Source organism: Phyllobacterium sp. LjRoot231 (assembly GCF_964253365.1).
GTDB lineage: Bacteria > Pseudomonadota > Alphaproteobacteria > Rhizobiales > Rhizobiaceae > Phyllobacterium.
Genome location: NZ_CAXUQT020000001.1, coordinates 3026715 through 3050352, shown reverse-complemented (window position 1 = coordinate 3050352; position 23638 = coordinate 3026715). Strand labels below are relative to the sequence as shown.

Sequence of the window (23638 nt, the reverse complement as noted above, 5' to 3'; positions counted from 1 at the left end):
GAGATCAAAATGCACTATCCCCTCTCTTGCGATTTCTAGCACTTGGCAAGGGCTAAGATGCTGAAATCGCTTTCTCTCCCTCAAGGGGAGAGATAACCGGCATCAGTTACCGGCGCTTGCCATGCGCCTGTTCTTCATAGCACCTTCCAGCCAGCCCAGTTCCATCTCCGGAACCGACGATAGCAGCAGGTCCGTATAATCGTCGAATGGCGGCTTCAGCACATCGGATTTCGGACCGTAGCGCACCACCTCACCCCGATACATGACGGCGATGGAATCGGCGATCGATTTCACCGTCGCGAGATCATGGGTGATGAAGAGATAGGCGACGTTCTCGTCCTTCTGCAGATCGAGCAGCAGTTTCAGAATTCCGTCAGCAACCAGCGGATCGAGCGCGCTGGTGACCTCGTCGCAGATGATGAGCTTCGGCTTTGCCGCCAGCGCCCGCGCAATGCAGACGCGCTGCTTCTGGCCACCTGATAGTTCCGCCGGATAGCGGTCGGCAAAACCCTTGCCCATCTCGATCTTTTCGAGCAGCTCCGTGACGCGCTTGTCACGCTCCTTGCCCTTCATGCCGAAATAGAACTCAAGCGGCCGGCCGATGATCGTGCCGATCGTCTGGCGCGGGTTCATCGCCGTATCGGCCATCTGGTAAATCATCTGCAATTCGCGCAGATCGTTGCGCGTTCGGTTGGTGAGGCGCGGCGACAGCGTCCGCCCGTCGAAGATGATGCTCCCCTCCATCGGTGGCAACAGCCCGGTAATTGCTCGGGCCAGCGTGGATTTACCTGACCCGGATTCGCCGACTACCGCGAGCGTCTGGCCAAGGTGGATATCCACCGACACATTCTTCAGCACTTTGACGAGGCCGCCGCCATAGGCCGCCGTGACGTTGTTCACGATCAGGATCGGCGCGTCGGTCGGATTCTTTTCCTCATGCGGGATATGGTGCACCGAGACCAGCTGGTTGGTGTATTGCTGGCGCGGTTTCTTGATGATCTGGTGCGTATCGCCGTACTCGACCTGCTTGCCATGCCGCAAAACGATTATGTCATCCGCCACCTGCGCCACCACTGCAAGATCATGGGTGATGTAGAGCGCGGCGACATTCGTATCTCGGATCGCATCCTTGATAGAAGCAAGCACATCGATCTGGGTAGTCACATCCAGCGCAGTCGTCGGCTCGTCGAACACGATCAGATCCGGTTCCGAGCAAAGCGCCATGGCTGTCATGGCGCGCTGCAGCTGTCCGCCCGAAACCTGGTGCGGGAAGCGCTGGCCGAAGGTTTCCGGATTGGGCAGGCCAAGCTTTTTGAAGAGGCCGATTGCGCGTTTCTCGGCCTCTGCCTTGCTGCATATCTTGTGCAGCTGCGCCGCCTCGATCACCTGATCCATCAGCTTGCGTGCGGGATTGAAGGCTGCGGCCGCCGATTGCGCGACGTAGCAGACTTCACGCCCCCGCACCTGCCGCAGGAGCTTCGGTCCACCCTTCAGTATATCGCGTCCGTTGAGAACAACCTCGCCGCCGGTGATACGCACGCCGCCACGCCCATAGCACATGCTGGAAAGGCCGATGGTCGACTTGCCTGCACCGGATTCGCCGATGAGTCCCAAAACCTTGCCGCGTTCGACCTTCACCGAAACATTATCGACAATGACGACATTCCGCGGCGGCTCGCCCGGAGGATAACTTGTCGCCTCGATGCGCAGATTGCGAATGTCGAGCAGGGTTCCACTTCTGTCTACGGGACGTTTGGCCATTAGCCGCGCCCTCCCTTCAAGCTGGTGGTACGATTGAGGATCCAGTCTGCGACCAGATTAACGGAAATGGCAAGGATGGCGATCGCCGCCGCCGGGATAAGCGCGGCTGGAATGCCAAAGACGATACCTTCCTTGTTTTCCTTGACCATGCCGCCCCAGTCAGCGTCTGGCGGTTGCACACCAAGACCAAGGAACGACAGCGCCGAAAGAAACAGTACCGCGAAAATGAACCGCAGCCCGAGCTCGGCAATCAATGGCGTCAGCGCATTGGGCAGGATTTCGCGAAAGATGATCCAGATACGCCCCTCGCCGCGCAGTTTTGCCGCTTCGACGAAATCCATCACATTGATATCCACAGCCACGGCTCGCGCCAGCCGGTAGACGCGCGTCGCATCGAGGAAACCCATCACAAGAATGAGCGTAACGACATTGGCGGGCAGCACCGAAAGCACCACCAAAGCGAAGATCAGCGTCGGAATCGCCATGATCAGATCGACAAAGCGTGACATGAGCTGGTCGAACCAGCCGCCGATGACCGCTGCCGCAAAACCCAGTACCGAACCCAGTATGAACGACAACGCGGTCGCCATCGCCGCAATGAAGATGGTAATCCGCGCGCCATAGATCATACGGGACAGAAGATCGCGCCCGAGATTATCGGTACCGAGCCAGTATTTTGCGGAACTCGGCTCCCACACGTCGCCCACCGTCTCGCCAACCGAATATGGGGCCACCCATGGTGCAAAGATCGCCGCAAAGAGAAACAGCGCTGTGATGATGAGGCCGATCCATGCGCTGATCGGGATGGTTTTAAGCTTCAGCATTGGGCGGCCTCACTTGGGATGTCTGAGGCGGGGATTGGAAACAATCGCCACGATATCAGCAACAATATTGAGGCTGATGTAGACAGCCGCGAAAACCAGCCCGCATGCCTGCACGACCGGAACGTCGCGCTTGGCGACATGATCGACCAGATACTGGCCCATGCCGGGATAAACAAAAATCACCTCGACCACGACAACGCCGACAATCAAAAAGGCGAGATTGAGCATGACGACGTTGACGATTGGCGCGATCGCATTGGGAAATGCGTGGCGGGTGATGATCTGCAAGGGCGTGAGCCCCTTCAGCTCCGCCGTTTCGATATAGGCCGATTGCATGACGTTGAGGATCGCGGCGCGCGTCATGCGCATCATATGTGCCAGAACGACCAGCGTCAGAACGGTAACCGGCAGGGCGATGGCACTCAGGCGTTCGCCGAACGGCATGCCATCGTAGACTGTCGAGACGCTTGGAAACCACTGCAGTTGCACGGCAACGAAATAGATCAACAGGTAGCCGGTGAAGAACTCCGGCAAGGATGTTGAAGCCAGGCCAAGACCGGAAATCAGCTTGTCCACGAACCCGTTGCGGTAGCGCACCGCCAGCAGTCCGAGCCCGATTGCCAGCGGAATGGAAACCACCGCAGCCGCTGAGGCCAGAAACAGCGTGTTCCACAGCCGGTCTTTCAACGATGTGGCGATATCCTGCCCGCTGGAAAGAGCCGTGCCAAGATTGCCGGTCAGTATGCCGCCGAGCCAGCGGAGATAGCGGATATAGGCCGGGTCGTTCAGGCCCATGTCACGCCGCAGATTTTCAAGTGCCTGCGGCGTGGCAGATTGCCCGAGGATGGATTGTGCGACGTCTCCCGGCAGGATCTGCGTGCCGGCAAAGATCAGCACGGAGACAGCAAGGAGAAGGAGTACGCCCATCGCAATGCGTTGGGCGACCAGTTTCAGGACAGGCGTACTCATCCGCCGCGGTCCCTTAAGCGATCAGCCAGCAGCGCGACAATGCGTAACCGCCGCTCATCTCCTGATTGCCGTCCGGCACCCAGCCGCCGACTTTCTTGCTTGTCGCGTCGATGAAGTCGTTGAACATCGGCACGATGACGCCGCCTTCATCGCGAACGATGACATTCATGTCGCGATACATCTGCTTGCGCTTGGCTTCGTCCAGTTCACCGCGGGCCTGAAGCAGCATTTTGTCGAACTTTTCATTGAAGAAGCGCGTGTCGTTCCAGTCAGCCTTGGAATAATAGGCCGTCGAGAACATCTGGTCCTGTGTCGGCCGTCCACCCCAATAGGATGTCGAGAAGGGCTGCTTGTTCCAGACCTGTGACCAGTAGCCGTCACCGGGCTCGCGCTTGACTTCGATGGTGATGCCAGCCTTTGCAGCGCTCTGCTGGTAAAGCTGCGCCGCATCGATGGCACCGGGGAATGCGACGTCGGATGTGCGCAACAGGATCGAGCCGTCATGGCCGGACTTCTTGTAGTGGAATGCTGCCTTGTCCGGATCGTATTTGCGTTGTTCGATGTCGTCCGAAAACAGCGGATACGCCTTGTTGATCGGTGTATCGTTGCCGACCGAACCATAGCCGCGCAGGATCGTCTTCACCATGTCTTCGCGGTTCATGGCGTATTTCAGCGCCAGCCGCAGATCATTGTTGTCGAATGGCGCGGTGTTGCAATGGGCGATGAAAACATAGTGCCCCTTGCCCGCAACGTTCTGAATGGTGACGCCCGGAACGCGCTTGACGAGATCGACGATCTTCGGCTCGACGCGGTTGATCATGTGGACCTGACCGGACTGCAGCGCTGCCGTGCGAGCCGTCGCATCGTTGATGACGATGATTTCGATCTGCTCGGCGTGGCCGCGCTTGTCGCCATCCCAGTAATTGGCGAACTTCGTGCCGATATGCCGTACGCCAGGCTCATCGGTGACGACCTTGTATGGTCCTGTACCGATACCGGCAGTCGGTTTGTCCTTGCCGCCATTCGGCTGGATCATCAGATGGTAGTCATCCATCAGGAACGGCAGATCGGCATTGGCTTCTTTCAACGTGAAAACAACGGTATCGCCGTCTTTCTTCACGTTCTCGATGCCGCCCATGATGCCGAGCGCACCGGATTTGGAATTGGCGTCCGAGTGACGTTCCATCGTGGCGACGACATCGTCCGGGGTCATTTCCTTGCCGTCATGGAACTGCACGCCCTTGCGGATCTTGAAAGTCCAGACCTTGGCGTCGTCCGAAGCGCCCCATTCCGTCGCGAGCTTCGGATTGAGCTTGCCGTCCGGCTGGATCTCGACAAGCTGTTCACCCCATTGGCGGCCAAACTTGTAGGGAACCTGGCTCTGCCATGTCGCCGGATCAAGGCTGTCGGTGGAGGCACCGCCCTGCATACCTGCTTTCAGCGTGCCGCCCTTGACCGGGCCTTCCGCCAGCGCAGCGCTCGAAAGCAAGGAGTTGGCGAAAACCGTGGTAACGCCAAGAGCCGCGGCACGGCCGAGGAAGTCACGGCGTGAAAGCTTGCCAAGTGCTACCCTGCGGCTGAGATAATCGAGTTCGTTTGACATATCTATTCCCCTTCTTGTGCTGGCGACGCCCGGCGTCCCAATTCTGGTTTTTGTGAATTATGCGACTTGATATCCGTAAATTTCAACCCTTTAAGTTTGGCATTTAAGACAGCACTGCAGATGCAGCGCTCAATAGTCAGATGCAATTGCGCGCAATCGTTTCGGTAAAATCCCGCTCGAACACCGCATTGTCGTTCTCGTAGGTTTCGATGCGCCCGGTCAGATAGAAATTGTGCTTGTCAGACCGCATCGTCGTGAAGGTTTCGGTGCGGATTCGCCAGTTGTCGCGTCCGGAAACCTCGGTCCAATGGGTCTCGCCATAGGCGGAAAGCGGATCGTCGGCGTTGATCTCCCAGCGCTCGCGCGCAACCCCGCCATGGATGAGGCCGTGATCCTTGTCGCGCGCCTCGCCGAAATCGTCCTCGATCACGAGACTGATCTTGCCTGTGACCTGATCATGCTCGATGGACCGGCTATTGCCGCCCTTGCGCAAGGTTTCGAGCTGCCACGGCGATGCGGCTTCCGGCTCCGGAAAAACCCATTCATCCCCGGTCGCCAGTTCCCGCGACGGAACGCTGATCTGCCCCGCCTCTATCGTCAGGCTGACGTTTTCCGGCGAGGGCCAGACCATCGGCCAATAGGACGACGAGACGGCCACCCGCAATGTGTGCCCGGCCGGAATGCGATACGCGATATCGTCGAGCTTGAAGCTGATCTCGATGGCCTCACCCGGCACAAGCGGCTCCGGTCTGTCATGACCATTGCGATGGCAGAGATTGAAAACGCCATAAGTGATGCGCGTCGACGCGCCATCCGGATGCACATCGCAAAGCCGTACAGCGACCATCGCCACCGGCTTGTCGCTCGACAGCGTCAGTTTGATCTCCGGCGCGCCGACAATGTCTATCGGCTCGTCCAGAACAGTGTCGTAGCAGATCGAAAGCGCATCGTCGCGGCGCTGGTCGCCGGGCATTTCCGGTCCAAGCCAGATAGCGCAATATTCGCCGCCCATCATGCCGCAATCCTGCGGCGACGCCACCAGATGGGAGAAATTGCCGGATGCTTCGGATGCGAGCGACTTGTCCGCTTGCAGGTGCAGCACTTCGGCGGCAATCGTGGCGGACGGCCACTCCTGTTCCGCGATCCAGTGACCCGGACGCTCCGTGTACCAGCTTTTGGGACGCACCGAGTCCATCAGGTAACCGCGATAGGCCGGATCGTTCTCGACGCCGGTATCGATATCCTTGAGCCAGCGATCCCACCAGCGCAGTGCCTCCTGCAGGAAGCCGATGCGCGGCTCGGGCACGGCGAAGTGCGGATATTTATGCACCCATGGGCCGATAATGCCTTTGACCGGCGCGGTGATGCCCGCCATCAGCCGCGGCACGGCGTTCTTGTAGGCATCGCCCCAACCGCCAACTGCGAGAGTCGCCGCCTTGATTGCAGAAAAGTCCTCGCAGACTGAACCGCGCTGCCAATAGGCGTCGCGTGTCTGATGGTTCAGCCAGACGGCCGGCAGGAAAGGTTCATTGCCGAGCCGGTCCAGCCACATTTCGCGCCATTTCTCGCCGACAAGCGCCGGATCTGGCGCGCGTGACGAATAGGCCAGCATGGTCGCACCCCAACCGAGATTCTCGTTGAGCAGCAGACCGCCCTTGTAATGGATATCGTCGGCATAGCGGTCATCGGTCGAGCACAGCGTGATGATCGCCTTGAGCGCTTCCGGTTGCAGCGCCGCCACCTGCAGCGAGTTGAAGCCACCCCAGGAAATGCCCATCATGCCCACCTTGCCGGTTGACCAGGGCTGTGCGGCGATCCATTTGATCACCTCGCAGGCATCGGCCAGTTCCTGCTCGGAATACTCATCCTCCATCAGCCCTTCGGAATCGCCATTGCCGCGCATGTCGACGCGCAGGCAGGCATAGCCATGACCGGCAAAGTAAGGGTGGGTGAGATTGTCCCGGGCGGTGGTGCCATCGCGCTTGCGATAGGGCAGGAATTCGAGGATTGCAGGAACAGGATTGTTTTTTGCATCTTCCGGCATCCAGACCCGCGCTGAAAGCCGGCAACCGTCGGGCAGGATAATGCCCATATCGGCGTGCTCGTGGATACTATGCTGAAAAGTCTCGACTGTCCGCATTATCGCCCTTCGCCCCGCCCAAGAGTCGAAAACGGATAATGCTCACCGGCTTTGTACCGCTGATGACATGTGTCCCATTTTCTCGTCTTTGCGAGGTGTTCCTTTGCCCACACTATGCGCATCTGCTCAGCGACACGGCTCTAACACTTGCGACATTAGTCTCGTCATTTGCGCCACGACGAGAAATCGCTCAACCAAGCTTCGATGGTATCAATCTCTCCACGCGCCGGAACAGGAAAACGATGATGCCGGTGATGACCACATAGCCCGCCGCCAGCAGCAACAGAGGTTCGTAGGTAAGGAATGTGTCCTGCCGCACGCGCGACGCCACCGAATAGAGATCGACAACAGTAATCGTTGCTACCAAGGGTGTGGATTTCAGCTGCAATACCGCTTCGCCAGCCAGCGTCGGCAGTGCCCGATGAACGGCTTGCGGCAGCCAGATTCGCCGGAAGATGGTAAAGCGCGGCATGCCGAAGGCACGTGCCGATTCCAGTTGCCCTTTCGGCACGCCGGCAAATGCACCCCGCATCACCTCGCCCTCGTAGCCGGCATAGGACAGCGTCAAGGCCAGCACGGCATAGGGCCACGCCTGCCGCAGGTAAGGCCAGAGCTCCGAACCTCTGATCCACGGATATTGCGGAAACAGCGAGCCGAGGCCGTAATAGAGCAGCCAGAGCTGGACGAGCAGCGGCGTGCCGCGAATGACCGTACAGAACGTCCGCGCCGGAATGGCCAGGATGGCGGGGCCGGAGGCCTGTGCCAGACCGAGAGGCACCGCGAGCAGAAACCCGAGGAAAACCGTTGCGCACAGGATCCAGATAGTCCGCCACAGACCTTGCAAAATCAGACTGCCATATTCCGGCAGCCAGTCCCAGCGCATGAAAAACGCGGCGGAGGCGACAAATGCCAGCCCGATGAGGATGAGGACAATGCGATGCGGCGGCAACCTGTTCGCCTGACTGCTGGCATCCTTCTCCTTGTGAATCGGAAACGTTTCTATCGGAACTTCGATTTCCGTTTCGCCAAGTGCATTAGACATTACCGCGCCTCCTTGACCGAAGGCATACCGCGCCGGGCCCGTCTCTCAACCCACTCGAGCATCACGTTGGAAAAGAGTGTGATCAGAAGATATAGACCACCGGCGGCGAGGTAGAATGTCATATAGGCCTTCGTTGTCCCGGCAGCCTGTCGCGTTTCCAGCGTCAACTCGCTGAAACCGACGACTGCAAGCAACGCTGTGTCCTTGGTCGATATGAGCCAGAGATTCGCAAGTCCCGGCAAGGCATGCGGCAACATGGCCGGAAGCGTAATCCGGCGCATCATCAGCGTTGGCGGCATGCCATAGGCCCTTGCCGCCTCGATCTCGCCCTGCGGGATGGATTTGATTGCGCCGCGCAGCACTTCCGTCGCATAGGCGCCCTGGACAAAACCGAGCACGACGATACCGGCGACCAGCCCGCTGATATCGACGCGCTGATATCCCATTCCCTCGAGGATACGATTGATCAGGTCCGTACCCGCATAATAGAGCAGCAGGATCATCACCAGCTCGGGAATTGCCCGCACCAGCGTTGTGTAGATGGCCGCCAGGTCACGCACGATCGGGCCGCCATAAAGCTTGCCGTAGGCACCGAGCGTTCCGATTATCAGGCCCATGCCGAATGAGCCGAAGGCAATCTGCAGGGATCGTACCAGCCCGCGCAGAAGATTGGCGCCCCATCCTGGCGCTACAGGAGAAAGAAGATCGAACATGCCGGCAACCGCGGCAGGAATAATCGATGCGTCGGCCAAGCCGTCCTCGATTCAGCGTCAAATGCAGGGTTTCAAATGATAAAAAGGCCGGAGTTGGAAACCCAACGCCGGCCCAAACTCAATCAGCCGCCATAGACATCGAAGGTGAAATACTTCTTCGATATCTCGTCGTATTTTCCGCTCGCGCGGATCGCTTTAATCGCCGCGTTGAACTTTTCCTTCATCTCCGTATCGCCCTTGCGCACGCCGACGCCGACGCCAGGTCCAAGGATCTCCAGATCATCGGCGACCTTGCCCTTGATCTCGCAGCAAACCTTGCCTTCAGCGGTCGCAGCAAAGGTTTCGAGCGCCAAGCCATCTGCCTGGGTCGCGTCGATACGGCCGGCAGCCAGATCCTGGTTGGCCTCGTCCTGTGTCTGATATTCCTTGATTTCGGCCGCTGTGTCGGCGAAATGCTTCTTCGCATAGGCCTGGTGCACGGTTGAAACCTGCACACCAAGAATCTTGCCCTTCAGGCCCTCCGGCGTCGCATCCATCTTCTCTTCCTTGGAGCCGAGGATCATTGTCGGGGTATTATAATATTTGTCGGAGAAATCGATCGTCTTCTCGCGCTCGGCGGTGATCGACATGGACGCGGCGATTATATCGATCTTCTTCGTCGTCAAAGCCGGAATGATGCCGTCCCAGGAAACAGGCGTGATGACGCAATCAAGCTTGGCCGCCTCGCACATCGCCATGGCAATTTCCACTTCCCAGCCCTGCCATTTGCCCGATGCATCGGGCGAAGCAAACGGCGGATAGGGTTCGGCGGCGATGCCAACCTTGACCTGCTCGGCATTGGCTGCGCCGAGGCCTGCAACCACCAGGACAACGGCCGCTACCGTTGTTTTCAGAAAAGACTTCATATTCATCTCCATTGTTTCAGCTGTTCCCCAGGGTTATTCCCCGTATTTCTTCATGACATTTATGAAACAGTGCGTATAAACTGCTTCAAACGTTCAGATTTTGGCGATCCGAACAATTCTTCCGGCGGTCCCTCTTCTTCCACGATGCCATTGTGCAGGTACATCACATGGCTCGCCACTTCGCGGGCGAACTTCATCTCGTGCGTCACCAGAAGCATGGTGCGTCCCTCTTTCGCGAGATCGGCGATAACCTTGAGGACCTCGCCGACAAGCTCCGGGTCGAGCGCCGAGGTCGGCTCATCGAACAGCATGACGCGCGGCTGGATCGCCAGCGCCCGGGCGATAGCGCCGCGCTGCTGCTGCCCGCCTGACATATAGGCCGGATAGACATCGCGCTTGGCTGAAAGACCGACGCGCTCGAGAAGCTGTTCACCGATTGCCATCGCTTCATCGCGCTTCATACCGAGCACGTGCACCGGCACTTCGATGACGTTCTGGATCAGCGTCATGTGCTGCCACAGGTTGAAATTCTGGAAAACCATGCCGAGCCGGCTGCGAATCCGCTCGATCTGGCGGCGATTGGCTGGAACCTGCCCGCCATGGCCGTCGCTGACCATTTTGACGTCTTCGCCATTGATGCGAATGACGCCGCTGGTGGGATTTTCAAGGAAATTGATGCAGCGCAGGAATGTCGATTTGCCGGAGCCGCTGCCGCCGATCATCGCAACGACGTCGCCGTCCTTGGCGGTCATGGAAACGCCCTTGAGCACCTCAAGCGCGCCGAACCGCTTGTGCAGGTTTTCGATGTGGATAGCTTCAGCCTGTTCGGCCGCGCCCGGTTGGAAAGGATCCGCCGCAACGGCAACACTCGCCGTCATTCCGGGATTCCTGCCCATAGGTGTCGTGCATGCTCAATCATCAGATATTTGATCCGCCTCTTTTGTCAGCACGGGTCTAATCTGCCCGAATTAAGCCCATCACACCACTTGCGCTCTAATTATGCAAGCGTATAAATACACGCAGAAGCAATTTTTCGAGAGCACCCCAAAATAATGTCATTCGGTTCGCAGTCCATGGCCCTTCCCTTGAAACGCGTCATCATGCGCATGCCGGACAGGGTCATGGCCGGCGCCGAACGCGATGTCTGGCACTATGGGCCGCAGTTCGATCCGCGCAGGGCTTCGGAACAGCACAAGATTTTCGCCGATCTGGTCGCCCAGTCGGGTGCCGACATTACCTGGATACGCGACGGCAACGATGCGCTCTCGGACTCGATATTCACCCATGACCCTTCGCTCGTCACCGATAAAGGCGCCGTCCTTCTGCGCATGGGCAAGAGCTTGCGCCTTGATGAGCCCGACCTGCATCATGAAACCTACCGCGAGATGGATGTACCCGTTCTTGGCCGCATCGAAGCGCCGGGCACCGTCGAGGGCGGTGATTGCGTTTGGGTCGACAGTGAGACTTTGGCTGTCGGACGCGGCGTGCGCACCAATCAAGCTGGCATCGAACAGCTCACCGCCATTCTGAAACCCCTCGGCATCACTGTTCCGGGCTTCGACCTGCCGCTCTGGCACGGCGAAGAGGCCTGCCTGCATCTGATGTCGATCATTTCCCCGCTTGCCGAGGATCTGGCGCTGGTGCACCTGCCCTTGCTGCCCGCGGCTTTCTACCAGCTTTTGAAGGAGCGCGGCATCCGTCTTGTCGTGGCCCCGGAAGAAGAATTCACTGCGAGCAACGGGCTCAATCTCAATGTTCTGCCGACTGCACCCTATGAGGTGATTGCCGTCGCTGGTTTTGAGAAAACCAAGGCCGCCATGGAAGCGGCTGGCTGCACGGTCACCACGTTCGAGGCCGATGCGCTGTGCATCGCCTGCGAAGGCGGCCCCACCTGCCTGACGCGGCCCGTCTGGCGTCAATGACAGCGAACCGCCCGAGCACACGCAAGAGCTTCCGCCGCGAAGGCGAGGACAAACGCCGCGAGGATTTGATCGCGGCGACGCTCGAATGTGTGGCGGAGCGCGGCCTCGCTGGTGCAACAGTGCGTGAAATCGCGCTGCGGGCCGACGTGACAGCCGGTCTTATCCGTTATTATTTCCCGGCCAAGGACGATCTCATCGGCGCGGCCTATCGTGCCGTCATGAACCGTATGACTGTCCAGGCAAGCGATGCGCTGAAGAATGCGGCCGATGATCCTCGGGCCCGTCTCAATGCCTTCGTGACGGCCAATCTCGGCCAGCCGATTATGGATCCCAACAACCTCTCCCTCTGGGCGGGGTTCATCGGGATGGTTCATGCCGATCCGGCCATGGCATTGGCGCACCGCGACGGCTATCTCGGCTTTCGCGACGAGTTGGAAGCGCTCATCCGCGAAGCATTGCTGGCCGCCGGCAAGCCCGCGGATTCAAACTTTACCCGCCGCCATGCCATCGCCATCAACGCCATTATTGATGGTCTCTGGCTCGAGGGTTGTCTTGCGGGCGATATTTTTGCCGATGGAGAATTGGCTGAAACCGGTATTACGGCTATCGAAGCCGTTCTTGGAATTTCACTCAATCCTGAAAAAGGAGGCGCGATATGATGCGCTTTGCGTCTGTCACCGACCGTCTGGCCGGACTTGGATCCGACAAATGGGCCGTTCACTTCCGTGCGCGGGAGATGAAACGCGCCGGCCACGAGATCATCGAATTGACGATCGGTGAACCGGATATTCCAACGCCCACCGACATGATAGACGTTGCCGAACGGGCGATGCGCGCGGGCCGGACCGGCTATTCCAGCGGTCGCGGCGAACCGGCATTGCTCGCTGCTCTTTCGGCGAAATATACAGCCCGTACCGGACGTGAGATCGGTCCGGACAACATCATGTGCTTCTCCGGGACCCAGACTGCGCTGTCGCTCGTCATGTTCGGCCTTGCCGAAGAAGGCCACGAGATCATCACCGGCGATCCGCTTTATGCGACCTATGACGGCGTTGTCCGGGCAACGGGCGCGACCCGCGTCTCGGTGCCGCTGCGCCCGGAAAAAGGCTTCCGCATGCAGGCGGCAGACCTTGAAAAGGCCATCACGCCAAAATCCAGGGTCCTCCTTCTGAACACGCCGCACAATCCGACCGGCGCTGTGTTGAGCGCCGAGGAGATAGCCGAGATTGGCGAAGTCTGCATCAGGCACAACCTCTGGATCGTTTCTGACGAAGTCTACGAACTGATGATTTTCGACGGCAAGTTCGCCTCGCCGCTGGATCGTCCGGAACTTGCCGACCGTTCCATTGCCGTCGCCTCCATCTCCAAATCCCATGCCGCCCCGGGTTTCCGCAGCGGCTGGTGCATCGCCCCGAAGGAATTTACCGAGCGCTTGCTGCCGCTGTCCGAATCCATGCTTTTCGGCGGACAGCCCTTCATCGCCGACATGACGGCCTATGCCCTCAGCCGGCCGTCCACCGCGGCCGTTACCATGCGCGAAAGCTTTCTGCGCCGCGCTCAGCGCATCTCTGAACGGTTGGACGGCAAGGCAGGCATCGTCTCCAAAATCCCGCAAGCCGGCATGTTCATCCTGGTCGATATCCGCGCAACCGGGCTTTCCGGCCAGGATTTCGCCATGCGCCTGCTGGAAGAGGAATTCGTCGCGGTGATGCCGGGCGAATCCTTCGGTAACAACCTTGCGGGCTATCTTCGCTTGAGCCTCAGCGTTGCCGATGACAAGATCGATGCTGCCTGCGCCGGTATCGTCCGCCTCGCATCGCGCCTGCAACAACGGAAATCCGCATGACCACTGTTGGTGAAGCCCTCGTCCATCTGCTGGAATCCTATGATGTCGATACGGTTTTCGGCATCCCCGGCGTTCACACGATAGAACTCTATCGTGGCCTCGCAGGCTCAAAGATCCGCCACATCACGCCGCGCCATGAACAGGGCGCGGGTTTCATGGCCGATGGCTATGCCAGAGCCACCGGCAAACCAGGCGTTGCCTTCGTCATCACCGGGCCGGGCATCACCAACACCATCACCGCCATGGGTCAGGCCCGTGCCGATTCAATCCCCATGCTGGTCATCTCCGGCGTCAACCAGCGCGAGTCACTCGGCAAGGGCATGGGTTTCCTGCATGAACTACCCAATCAGCGCGCCATGCTGCAGACCGTCGCGATGTTCTCGCATCGCATCGAGAAGCCGGACGAACTGCCCATCGTCCTCGCTCGCGCCTTTGCTCTTTTTGCCTCGCGGCGCCCCGGTCCGGTCCATATCGAGATTCCGCTGGATGTGATGGCGCTGCCGCTGGATGGCGCGGAACGCCTGCCCTCCGATGCGCCGATCCCGCATGCGTCGGCCGAGACCATGGCAGAACTGACCCGCCAGTGTCTGAACGCCGAAAGACCCGTGATCCTGATCGGCGGCGGCGCCAAGGCTGCGGCCGGGCCGTTGCAAGCGCTTGCTGAAAAGCTCGACGCGCCAGTCATCGCAACGACCAATGCGCGCGGCATCATGCATGGCCATCCCCTGCTCATTCCAGCCAGCCCCAGCCTCAAGCCGTGCCGCGAACTGCTCGCCAATAGCGACCTCGTTATCGCGATCGGCACGGAGATGGGCCCGACCGATTATGACATGTACGGCGATGGCGGTTTTCCTGAATTGAAGCGCTTGGTGCGTATCGATATCGACGCCAGTCAGCTCGACCGCCATCCCGCCTTCATGCCCATCGAGGCTTCAGCCAAGGAAACGGTTGAGGAGCTCGCCGCTACCCTGCCGGAGCGCCGCAATTCTCATTCCGGCGAGCAACGCGCACGGCAGACGCGCGACGCCGCCTGGGCTCATATCGGTACTCGCTACCAGGGCATGGTGCGTTTCCTCGACACCTTGCGCGACACATTGCCGGGTTCGCTCATCGTCGGCGATTCGACGCAAGCCATCTATGCCGGCAATTTGTACTACGATCACGACCGCATTGGCGGCTGGTTCAACGCCGCGACCGGTTTCGGTGCGCTGGGCTTCGGTCCGCCAGCCTCTATCGGAGCCTCTCTCGGCAGGCCGGAAGCCTCCGCCATCTGCATTGTCGGCGACGGCGGGTTCCAGTTTGTCCTTGGCGAACTTGGCGCGGCGGTCGATGAGCACGTGCCTGTCATTTTCATCGTCTGGAACAATCAGGGCTATCAGGAAATCGAACGCGCCATGATCGAGGTCGACATCGATCCCGTAGGCGTGCGTCCATCCGCACCCGACTATCTGAAGATCGCCGAGGCTTACGGTGTTCCGTCGCAGCGTTTGGCAAACCTCGAAGAACTGCCCCCGGCCTTGCTCGACGCCAAGGCGAGCGGAAAGCCCTATCTTATTGAAATCGATGAGAAACTGTTAGGTTAGCGCAGAGCCCGGGAGCGCTTCCAAGAATTGATGACGGCGTCGCAAAAAACAAAGCCTTTGCCGCATCCGGGCTTCTTGCCCGTCAGGGGTAAGACTATCGTTGCAGGTATGGTCCAACCTTATCCTTGCTCTGTTTCAACGGGCCGGTCGCCTGAGAAGCGCCCGGTGCGTGCACGGTTAATCACGGCCTTGTCACACCAACAAAATCAACAAAGGGGTTCTCTGATGAAAGCACTATTGATGAGCGGCGTCATGGCGTTTGCGCTGCTCGGCGCTGCGGGCGGTGCATCGGCCGCCGAATGCGGCAACGTCACCATTGCCAGCATGAACTGGCAGTCCGCTGAAGTTCTCGCCAATCTCGACAAGATCATTCTCGAATCCGGCTATGGATGTCAGGCGGAGATCATTCAGGGTGACACGATCCCCACCCTGACCTCCATGACTGAAAAAGGTCAGCCGGACATCGCCCCCGAAGGCTGGGTCGATTTCATGCGTGATATCATGGACAAGGCCGTAGCCGACGGCAAGCTCGTCTATGCCTCCAAGTCGCTATCCGACGGCGGCGTCCAGGGCTGGTGGATCCCGAAATACCTCGCCGACGCGCATCCGGACATCAAGACCATCGATGACGCGCTGAAGCATCCCGAGCTCTTCCCCGCCCCTGAAGATGCCTCCAAGGGCGCCGTGTTCAACGGACCTGCCGGCTGGGGCGGCACGGTTGCCACCGCACAGTTCTTCAAGGCCTATGACGCCGAGAAGAAAGGTTTCACCCTCGTCGATACCGGTTCTGCTGCCGGCCTCGATGGCGCGCTGGCGAAAGCCTACGAGCGCAAGGAAGGCTGGATCGGCTACTATTGGGAACCCACCGCGCTCCTCGGTAAATACCCGATGGTGAAGCTCGACCATGGCGCGAAATTCGATTCAGCTGAATGGAAGCGCTGCAACACCGTTGCCGATTGCCCGGACCCCAAGAAGAACGATTGGGAAATCGCCGAAGTCGATACGGTCGTCACCAAGAAGTTCAGCGAGGCTTCCGGCCCAGCCATGGACTATCTGAAGGCCCGCTCGTGGGACAACAAGACCGTCAACACGCTGCTGGCCTGGATGACCGACAATCAGGCGACAGGTGCAGACGGCGCAAAGTATTTCCTCAAGAACCATGAGGATATCTGGACCAAGTGGGTCAGCGCCGATGTTGCCGAAAAGGTCAAAGCTGCCGTCAAGTAAGGCTAATCCAATTTAAAAGAAGGGCAGCGATATCGTCGCTGCCCTTTTTGCATTTAGAATCGTGTCGCGTATCGCAACCCGTCATAAATCGCCGCATGGATATTGCGCGCATGAACGGCATCGCCGATCCGGACGAGATCGAACTTGCCCTCTCCCCGCACCGGAAAGATCGCGCCGCCATTGACCAGCCGGTCGTAATCCACCGCCCCGCCATTGCGCGACAATGGTTTCAGTTCGCGATAGAGATCATCGATCGGCAACGTGCCGTGCTCGACCACCACCTGATCGACCAGGCGCTCCTCATGATACTCCGGCGCAAAATCCGAACCGAGCGTCGCGACAAGCTGGTTGCCATTGCGGGCAACGCTGACAAGCCGCGTATTGATCGTCACGCGCACGCCCTGCTGCTGAAAGGCCCGCATGTAAGGCACATGGTTCATGCCGCCCATCTCCGGCGCGAAGAACCGCTCCGGGCTGACGAGCTCCAGCTTCGAGCCTGCCCGCGCGATCATTTCGGCCGCGCTCATGCCCTGATGCCCGCCATTGTCGTCGTAAAGCAGTACGTTCTCACCCGGCTTGACGGCCCCGGCAAGAATATCCCAGCTCGACACCACCAGATCATCACCCGCCGCCAGCGGCGGGTTCTGCGGTAAGCCGCCGGTGGCAATGACCACGACATCGGGCTCGAGCCCAAGCACGTCGTCGGCTTCCGCCCAGACATTGTAGCGCAGCGAGACGCCCAGCCGCTCCAGTTCGTCCAGCCGCCAGTCGACGATGCCGATCATCTCCTTGCGCCGCGGATTTTGCGATGCAAGCCGGACCTGTCCGCCAGCCTGATCCGAAGCCTCCAGCACCGAGACCCTGTGGCCGCTCTCGGCGGCAACCCGCGCAGCCTCGAGCCCTGCCGGACCAGCGCCCACGACCACGACATTGCGTGCGGTCTGCGCCTTCGCAATCACATGCGGCATGGTCTGCTCGCGCCCTGTCGCCGCATTATGCACGCACAGCGCCTCGCCGCCTTCATAGATACGGTCGAGGCAATAGGTGGCGCCGACGCAAGGCCGGATGCGATGTTCCTCGCCTGCCATGATCTTGCGAACGATGTGCGGATCGGCGAGATGTGCGCGCGTCATGCCGACCATGTCGAGCTTGCCCTCGGCCACGGCATGACGCGCCGTCGCCACATCGGCGATGCGCGCCGCATGAAATGTCGGAAACTTCGTCAGCTGGCGAATTTCACCGGCAAAATCGAGATGCGGCGCGGACCGCATGCCCTGGATCGGGATAACCTCGTTCAGCGCCGCGTCCGTATCGATATGGCCGCGAATGATGTTCAAGAAGTCGAACTTGCCGGAGGCCGCAATGCGCCGGGCGATCTCGACGCCCTCTTCTTTCGAGAGCCCCTGCTCCCAGTCCTCGTCCGCCACCATGCGAATGCCGACAATAAATTCCGGACCGACCGATTTGCGCACCGCATCGATCACCGCCCAGGTAAAACGCAGGCGATTATCCAGCGACCCGCCATATTCATCGTCGCGATGATTGGTTGCAGGCGACCAGAAACCATCCATCAGATGCCCATAGGCTTCGAACTCGATGCCATCGAGCCCTGCCGCCTGCATCCTCTGGGCAGCAGCGGCATAATCGCCGATGATCCGCTCAAGATCCCACTCTTCCGCTTCCTTCGGAAAGGCGCGGTGGGCCGGTTCGCGCACGGGCGACGCCGAAACGACCGGCAGCCAATCCGCCTTGTTCCAGCTGGTACGGCGGCCAAGATGCGTCAGCTGGATCATCACGGCAGCGCCGTGCTCGTGGCAATCGTCGGTAAGTTCGCGCAGCCACGGCACGATCTCGTCCTTATAGGCATGGAGATTGCCGAAGGCAGGCGGCGACTCGCGCGAGACGACCGCAGAGCCCGCCGTCATCGTCAGCGCGATACCGCCCTTGGCCTTTTCGGCATGATAGAGCCTGTAGCGCTCTTTGGGCATGCCGTCTTCGGAATAGGCGGGCTCGTGGCTGGTCGACATGATGCGGTTTTTGAGCCGCAGATGTTTGAGCTGGTAGGGTTGCAGCAGCGGATCGTCATGTGATGGCAATGGATCAGGTTCCCTTTGTTTGGGGTGATCCTAGCCCGATGGACTTTACATCGGTTTCTCCCCCGCGACGTGTTCTGATACGGAGCCGCCATCTGATATATCGCGCCGGTGAACCGGAGACTCAGGTCGGGAAGAGAATGGTGCGGTCGAGAAGACTCGAACTTCCACGTCTTTCGACACAGCGACCTCAACGCTGCGCGTCTACCAATTCCGCCACGACCGCACTGTGGTAGAAGCCGAACATGTCGGCTTGGCGCTAGTAGCAAATAGGTTTCAGCTAAACAAGCCCTATCGTCGACTATCGCAATTGTTTTTCGAGAATGCGGTGGAAACACGCGCAACCTGCATCCGACTGGAAATCCGCCGCGAAAAGGTCCATATCCGGCGCACCCATTCTGAACTCACCATAAAGGTCAGCGCAGGCAACCACAATGGATATGAATTCGCATCATGAAGACCAACCGCGACGATCTCGTCCCCGTATTCCTGGCCCGAGACGAATCGCCCCCGGTGGAATGGCTGATCGCCGAAGGCCTGACCGATTATGACGCGGCGCTCGCCTTCATGGACGAGCGCGTCGCGGCGATCAGGGACGGCACGGCGCGCGAGCTGGTCTGGCTCGTCGAGCACCCGCCGCTTTATACGGCGGGCACCAGCGCCAAGGCGGGTGACCTCCTCGTCTCCGACCGGTTTCCGGTCTATGCAACGGGGCGCGGTGGCGAATACACCTATCACGGCCCGGGACAGCGCGTTGCCTATGTGATGCTCGATCTGAAACGGCGCCGCGAGGATATCCGCGCCTTCGTCACGGCACTGGAACAGTGGATCATCGCCACCCTCGCCTCGTTCAACGTCAAGGGCGAGCGGCGCGAGGACCGCGTCGGCGTCTGGGTGATGCGGCCGGAGCGGCCTGCTTTGCCGGATGGCTCACCGGCCGAGGACAAGATCGCCGCCATTGGCATCCGCCTGCGCAAATGGGTCAGCTTCCACGGCATCTCGATCAATGTCGAACCGGACCTTGCGCATTTCGATGGCATCGTGCCCTGCGGCGTGCGCGGCCACGGCGTCACCAGCCTTGTCGATCTTGGCCTGCCTGTGGATATGCACGACCTCGACCGGGCACTGTATGAAGCGTTCGAGGGTGTGTTTGGGGCTGTTGAGCGCCAGAGCGCTATGTAGGATTGCACCACCATTGTGCGTGGTTCGACAAGCTCACCATGAGGGAGATTGGTGGGTTGCAGTGAAGATCGCCAACCTTGCATTTCTTGGCTCGCTGCAATCAGCTTACTTCCCTCATGGTGAGCCCCGTCGAACCACGCACTTAGATTGTGCAACCCCCTTAGATAAACTCCATGATCACCGCATCCACCGCCAAACTGTCACCCTCGCTGGCGTTGATCGCCGACACCGTCAGATCACGGTCGGCGCGCAACACATTTTCCATTTTCATTGCCTCAACGATAGCCAGTGTCTCGCCCGCCTTGACCTCCTGACCCTTCGTCACATTGATCGAGATGATCAGCCCCGGCATCGGGCAGAGCAGCAGTTTGGACGTATCCGGCGGTATCTTCACCGGCATCAGCTTTTCCAGCGCCGCCACATGTTTCTGCATGGCGTGCGCGATGATCGACATGCCCTTCCAGTCGATGCGCATGCCATTCAGCACCGGGCGCAACTGCGCCTTCACCGGGCGCTCGTTGACATAACCATTCCAAACGGCATCGCCCGGCCGCCAGTCGCTGCGGATGGTGATGACATCGCCGCCACGAATTGAAAGCTCGATCTTCACCGGCGGTCTCGCCGCACACTTGGCAATCGTGATCGGTACGTAATCGTCCTTGATCCGTACCTCCCATTCGGTGCGCATCTTGCCCGTATGCGGCCGCAATCTGTCGCTCAGACGATCCAGCCTCTCCTTGCGCACCAGTTCGACGGCAAGCGCGATGGACGCCAATATATCCCGATCCTCGGGAGACGGCGAAATCGGCTTGAACCCTTCCGGAAACTCCTCGGCGATAAAGCCGGTAGAAAGCCGCCCCTCGCGCCAGCGCGGGTGCTGCATCAGCGCGGCGAGAAACGGGATGTTGTGCTCGATGCCATCCACTACGAATGTATCCAGGGCGTCCGCCATCGCGTCGATGGCTTCGAGCCTCGTCGGCGCCCAGGTGCAGAGCTTTGCAACCATCGGATCGTAGAACATCGAGATTTCCGAGCCTTCGGTCACGCCCGTATCGTTGCGGATGATCGCCTTGCCAACCGGCCCCTCCGCCGGAGGGCGATAGCGCGTCAGCCGGCCGATCGACGGCAGGAAGTTGCGATACGGGTCTTCAGCGTAGAGCCGGCTCTCGACCGCCCAGCCATTGAGCTTCACATCAGCCTGTTTGATCGCGAGCTTTTCGCCGGCTGCCACGTGGATCATCTGTTCGACCAGATCGATCCCGGTGACCAGTTCGGTCACCGGGTGCTCCACCTGCAGGCGCGTGTTCATCTCCAGGAAATAGAAATTGCGATCCTTGTCGACGATGAACTCGACCGTGCCCGCACTCTGGTAGTCCACCGCCTTGGCCAGCGCCACGGCCTGTTCGCCCATTGCCTTGCGGGTGGCCTCGTCCAGAAAGGGTGACGGCGCTTCTTCCACCACCTTCTGGTTGCGGCGCTGCACCGAACATTCGCGCTCGCCAAGATAGATGCAATTGCCGAAACCATCGGCCAGAACCTGAATTTCGATATGGCGCGGATCGACGATGAACTTCTCGATGAAAACCCGCTCGTCGCCAAAGGAGTTGCGCGCTTCCGAGGTGGCGCGCTCGAAACCGTCGCGTACTTCGGATTTGTTCCAGGCAATGCGCATCCCCTTGCCGCCACCGCCGGCAGAAGCCTTGATCATCACCGGGTAGCCGATCTCACCGGCTATCCGCTCCGCATGGGCGGGATCGGTGATGACATCGAGAAAGCCCGGAACAGTGTTTACCTTGGCTTTATTGGCGAACTTCTTCGATTCGATCTTGTCGCCCATGGCGATGATCGCCTTGGGCTTTGGACCGATGAAGATGATGCCTTGTTTTTCCAGCGCCTCGCAAAAGGACGCGCGCTCGGAGAGAAATCCATAACCGGGATGGACGGCTTCAGCGCCGGTCTGCTTGCATGCGGCGATGATCTTGTCGGCGACGAGATAGCTTTCGGATGCAGCCGCCGGCCCGATGTGCACGGCCTCGTCGGCCATCTCCACGTGCACCGCATCGCGATCCGCATCGGAATACACCGCAACCGTGGCGATGCCCATCTTGCGTGCACTCTTGATGACGCGGCAGGCAATCTCACCACGATTGGCAATCAATATTTTTTTGAACAAAGCGGACCTCCCAACAGGTCTTTGTTTCTATTGCTAAACCTCGTTCTCCTCAACTGCTTCTTGTCAATTGTACGCAGGCTCGCTCACTTCGCGTTTTTTGCCCTCGCGCCACACCACATAGGCGCCCGAAGCGATGATGATAGCGATCCCCAGCCACTTCGATGCGGTCGGGAATTCATTGAAGACGAAGAGCCCGATGATCACGGCCATGACGATTTCGAGATATTGGAATGGCGCCAGCAACGACGCAGGCGCGAGCCGCGAGGCATGCACCACCAGGAGATGCCCGCCGGTGGCAATTGCACCGATGGCAAACAGCAGAAGCCATGACAGATCGCCCGAAGGCACCCCAAGCGTCATATCGCTCACGCCAAACATCTGACCAGCGAAGAGCGCAACCACCACGGTGATAGTGCCGCCGACGCCGGCATAAAGCTGCATGACCAGCGGCGTGTCAGCGGTGCCATAGCGACGGTTCAGGATCAGGTAGATGGCGAAGAGGGTTGCGGTGCCCAGCGGCAGGAGCGAAACCCAGCCGAACAGCTCCCAGCTTGGCTGTATGACGATCAGCGTCCCGACGAAGCCTACGGCAACGGCTATGCGCCTGCGCCAGCCGACCTGCTCCTTCAGGATCAACGCAGATAGCAGTGTCAGCATCAATGGCTCGACGAAGAACACCGCCATGGCGTCGGCAAGCGGCATATATTTGACGGCGGCAAAGAAACACAGGCTGCCGATACCCATCAGGAAGCCACGAAACAGATTGCCCCATAGCTTGACCGGTTTCAGCGATTTGACACCTGTCAGGGCGAGAACGATCAGCAGCGTCAATATGGTTTGCACGACAAAGCGCGAGAACGTCACAGTTGCGGGCGTCAGGCTGTCGACAGTCGAGAGCCATTTGGCGATTGCGTCCATCATCGGTAGAAAGAACATGGCTGCAGCCATTGCCGAGACGCCCCTCAACTGTTGCGAGGAGGTATTTTCCATGATCGTGAGCACTCCGGATGAACTGGCTGGCGGGAGCCATTGGCATATCGGCTCTGTCGAAAATTGCAATCTCGAGGGATAAACCAAAGCGCCGGTTTTCCCGTCAAATTTGACTTTTCGAGCTGAAGATGGTGCAAGGAGGGCCCCCACACATCCAAAAACAAGAAGAAAATGGAGATTTCAATGCCATTTCACCCCAATATTATGACTGAGACACCCGACATGGATACCATGGGCGGACGGCTGTCTCGCGCTCGTGAAGCCAAGTCCATGACCGTCGGCCAGGTAGCGACACGAATTGGTGTGAAGGCACAAACCATCTCGGCTTGGGAATCGGATCGTTCGGAACCGCGAGCCAACAGACTTGTCATGCTTGCCGGTTTTCTCGGCGTAACGCCGACATGGTTCATGCATGGTGTTGGACAGGCACCACTCGAGGTCGACAATGGCGAAAGAACCTCGGTTTTGCGTTCGGAAATCCAAACGCTCAAGATGCATCACGAAAAGCTCGGTGAGCGGATCGATCAATTGGAAAACATTGCTTCAACACTGAAAGCTGCTTGAAACGTGGGGATTCATCGCATAGGTCTGTGTTGAGTTCCGGAACAGACAGCGAACTCCCATCGCGTTTCGCCATGAAGCGTGCAAAGATCAAGGGTGATTCG

General features: G+C 59.3%; 19 protein-coding genes and 1 tRNA gene. 7 read left to right on the top strand and 13 right to left on the bottom strand.

Annotation, left to right across the window (positions count from 1 at the left end; genetic code table 11):
* Nucleotides 1-102 precede the first annotated feature (102 nt).
* The 9 genes from ACSQ3H_RS15035 to ACSQ3H_RS14995 form a co-directional block, all read right to left on the bottom strand.
* Entirely contained in the window at nucleotides 103-1761 is a 1659-nt protein-coding gene (locus tag ACSQ3H_RS15035) for an ABC transporter ATP-binding protein (RefSeq protein WP_436117785.1), read from the bottom strand.
* Nucleotides 1761-2585 (bottom strand): ABC transporter permease, encoded by an 825-nt coding sequence (locus ACSQ3H_RS15030; protein WP_436117784.1) that lies wholly within the window; start codon nucleotides 2583-2585, stop codon nucleotides 1761-1763. The genes ACSQ3H_RS15035 and ACSQ3H_RS15030 overlap by 1 nt, the downstream gene beginning before the upstream one ends.
* 9 nt (nucleotides 2586-2594) lie before the next feature.
* Nucleotides 2595-3554, bottom strand: coding sequence for an ABC transporter permease (locus ACSQ3H_RS15025; protein ID WP_436117783.1), 960 nt, complete (start codon nucleotides 3552-3554; stop codon nucleotides 2595-2597).
* Nucleotides 3555-3567: 13 nt separating this feature from the next.
* Nucleotides 3568-5157 (bottom strand): ABC transporter substrate-binding protein, encoded by a 1590-nt coding sequence (locus ACSQ3H_RS15020; protein WP_436117782.1) that lies wholly within the window; start codon nucleotides 5155-5157, stop codon nucleotides 3568-3570.
* Nucleotides 5158-5293: 136 nt separating this feature from the next.
* Nucleotides 5294-7297 carry a CocE/NonD family hydrolase gene (locus ACSQ3H_RS15015; RefSeq protein WP_436117781.1) on the bottom strand — a complete coding sequence of 668 codons (2004 nt, stop codon included), beginning with the start codon at nucleotides 7295-7297 and terminating at the stop codon, nucleotides 5294-5296.
* A gap of 190 nt (nucleotides 7298-7487) precedes the next feature.
* On the bottom strand, nucleotides 7488-8339 hold the full coding sequence (locus ACSQ3H_RS15010) for an ABC transporter permease (RefSeq protein ID WP_436117780.1): 852 nt from the start codon (nucleotides 8337-8339) through the stop codon (nucleotides 7488-7490).
* Nucleotides 8339-9073, bottom strand: a complete 735-nt coding sequence (locus ACSQ3H_RS15005; RefSeq protein WP_436119461.1) for an ABC transporter permease — start codon at nucleotides 9071-9073, stop codon at nucleotides 8339-8341. Before ACSQ3H_RS15005 ends, ACSQ3H_RS15010 begins: the two co-directional genes overlap by 1 nt.
* A gap of 101 nt (nucleotides 9074-9174) precedes the next feature.
* Nucleotides 9175-9957 (bottom strand): transporter substrate-binding domain-containing protein, encoded by a 783-nt coding sequence (locus ACSQ3H_RS15000; protein ID WP_436117779.1) that lies wholly within the window; start codon nucleotides 9955-9957, stop codon nucleotides 9175-9177.
* 59 nt (nucleotides 9958-10016) lie between these two features.
* Nucleotides 10017-10835 (bottom strand): ABC transporter ATP-binding protein, encoded by an 819-nt coding sequence (locus ACSQ3H_RS14995; RefSeq protein WP_436117778.1) that lies wholly within the window; start codon nucleotides 10833-10835, stop codon nucleotides 10017-10019.
* Between the two features lie 195 nt (nucleotides 10836-11030).
* Between ACSQ3H_RS14995 and ACSQ3H_RS14990 the strand changes: the two genes are divergently transcribed.
* The 5 genes from ACSQ3H_RS14990 to ACSQ3H_RS14970 all read left to right on the top strand — a co-directional run bounded on the left by ACSQ3H_RS14990 (nucleotide 11031) and on the right by ACSQ3H_RS14970 (nucleotide 16535).
* Complete coding sequence (locus tag ACSQ3H_RS14990) at nucleotides 11031-11879, top strand: dimethylarginine dimethylaminohydrolase family protein (protein WP_436117777.1); 849 nt, start codon at nucleotides 11031-11033, stop codon at nucleotides 11877-11879.
* A complete protein-coding gene (locus tag ACSQ3H_RS14985; RefSeq protein ID WP_436117776.1) occupies nucleotides 11876-12538 on the top strand; it encodes a TetR/AcrR family transcriptional regulator in 663 nt (220 codons plus the stop codon). The genes ACSQ3H_RS14990 and ACSQ3H_RS14985 overlap by 4 nt, the downstream gene beginning before the upstream one ends.
* The gene (locus ACSQ3H_RS14980; RefSeq protein WP_436119460.1) at nucleotides 12538-13725 is read left to right on the top strand and encodes a pyridoxal phosphate-dependent aminotransferase; all 1188 of its coding nucleotides are present in this window, start codon (nucleotides 12538-12540) and stop codon (nucleotides 13723-13725) included. The genes ACSQ3H_RS14985 and ACSQ3H_RS14980 overlap by 1 nt, the downstream gene beginning before the upstream one ends.
* A complete protein-coding gene (locus ACSQ3H_RS14975; protein ID WP_436117775.1) occupies nucleotides 13722-15308 on the top strand; it encodes a 5-guanidino-2-oxopentanoate decarboxylase in 1587 nt (528 codons plus the stop codon). Before ACSQ3H_RS14980 ends, ACSQ3H_RS14975 begins: the two co-directional genes overlap by 4 nt.
* 225 nt (nucleotides 15309-15533) lie before the next feature.
* The gene (locus ACSQ3H_RS14970; protein ID WP_436117774.1) at nucleotides 15534-16535 is read left to right on the top strand and encodes an ABC transporter substrate-binding protein; all 1002 of its coding nucleotides are present in this window, start codon (nucleotides 15534-15536) and stop codon (nucleotides 16533-16535) included.
* Between the two features lie 53 nt (nucleotides 16536-16588).
* Here the strand turns inward: ACSQ3H_RS14970 and ACSQ3H_RS14965 are convergent, their stop codons facing one another.
* Both ACSQ3H_RS14965 and ACSQ3H_RS14960 read right to left on the bottom strand, forming a co-directional pair.
* Nucleotides 16589-18631 carry an FAD-dependent oxidoreductase gene (locus ACSQ3H_RS14965; protein ID WP_436117773.1) on the bottom strand — a complete coding sequence of 681 codons (2043 nt, stop codon included), beginning with the start codon at nucleotides 18629-18631 and terminating at the stop codon, nucleotides 16589-16591.
* A 138-nt stretch (nucleotides 18632-18769) separates the two neighbouring features.
* Nucleotides 18770-18854 (bottom strand) — tRNA-Leu (locus ACSQ3H_RS14960).
* A 227-nt stretch (nucleotides 18855-19081) separates the two neighbouring features.
* On the opposite strand from ACSQ3H_RS14960, the gene lipB reads away from it, so the two are divergent.
* Nucleotides 19082-19810 carry a lipoyl(octanoyl) transferase LipB gene (gene lipB / locus ACSQ3H_RS14955; protein ID WP_436117772.1) on the top strand — a complete coding sequence of 243 codons (729 nt, stop codon included), beginning with the start codon at nucleotides 19082-19084 and terminating at the stop codon, nucleotides 19808-19810.
* 160 nt (nucleotides 19811-19970) lie between these two features.
* Here lipB and ACSQ3H_RS14950 read toward each other — a convergent pair whose 3' ends face one another.
* Both ACSQ3H_RS14950 and ACSQ3H_RS14945 read right to left on the bottom strand, forming a co-directional pair.
* Nucleotides 19971-21983, bottom strand: coding sequence for an acetyl-CoA carboxylase biotin carboxylase subunit (locus ACSQ3H_RS14950; RefSeq protein WP_436117771.1), 2013 nt, complete (start codon nucleotides 21981-21983; stop codon nucleotides 19971-19973).
* 63 nt (nucleotides 21984-22046) lie between these two features.
* Nucleotides 22047-22973, bottom strand: a complete 927-nt coding sequence (locus tag ACSQ3H_RS14945) for a DMT family transporter (protein ID WP_436117770.1) — start codon at nucleotides 22971-22973, stop codon at nucleotides 22047-22049.
* 183 nt (nucleotides 22974-23156) lie between these two features.
* Here ACSQ3H_RS14945 and ACSQ3H_RS14940 point away from each other — a divergent pair, with 183 nt between their 5' ends.
* The gene (locus ACSQ3H_RS14940; RefSeq protein ID WP_436117769.1) at nucleotides 23157-23537 is read left to right on the top strand and encodes a helix-turn-helix domain-containing protein; all 381 of its coding nucleotides are present in this window, start codon (nucleotides 23157-23159) and stop codon (nucleotides 23535-23537) included.
* Nucleotides 23538-23638 lie beyond the last annotated feature (101 nt).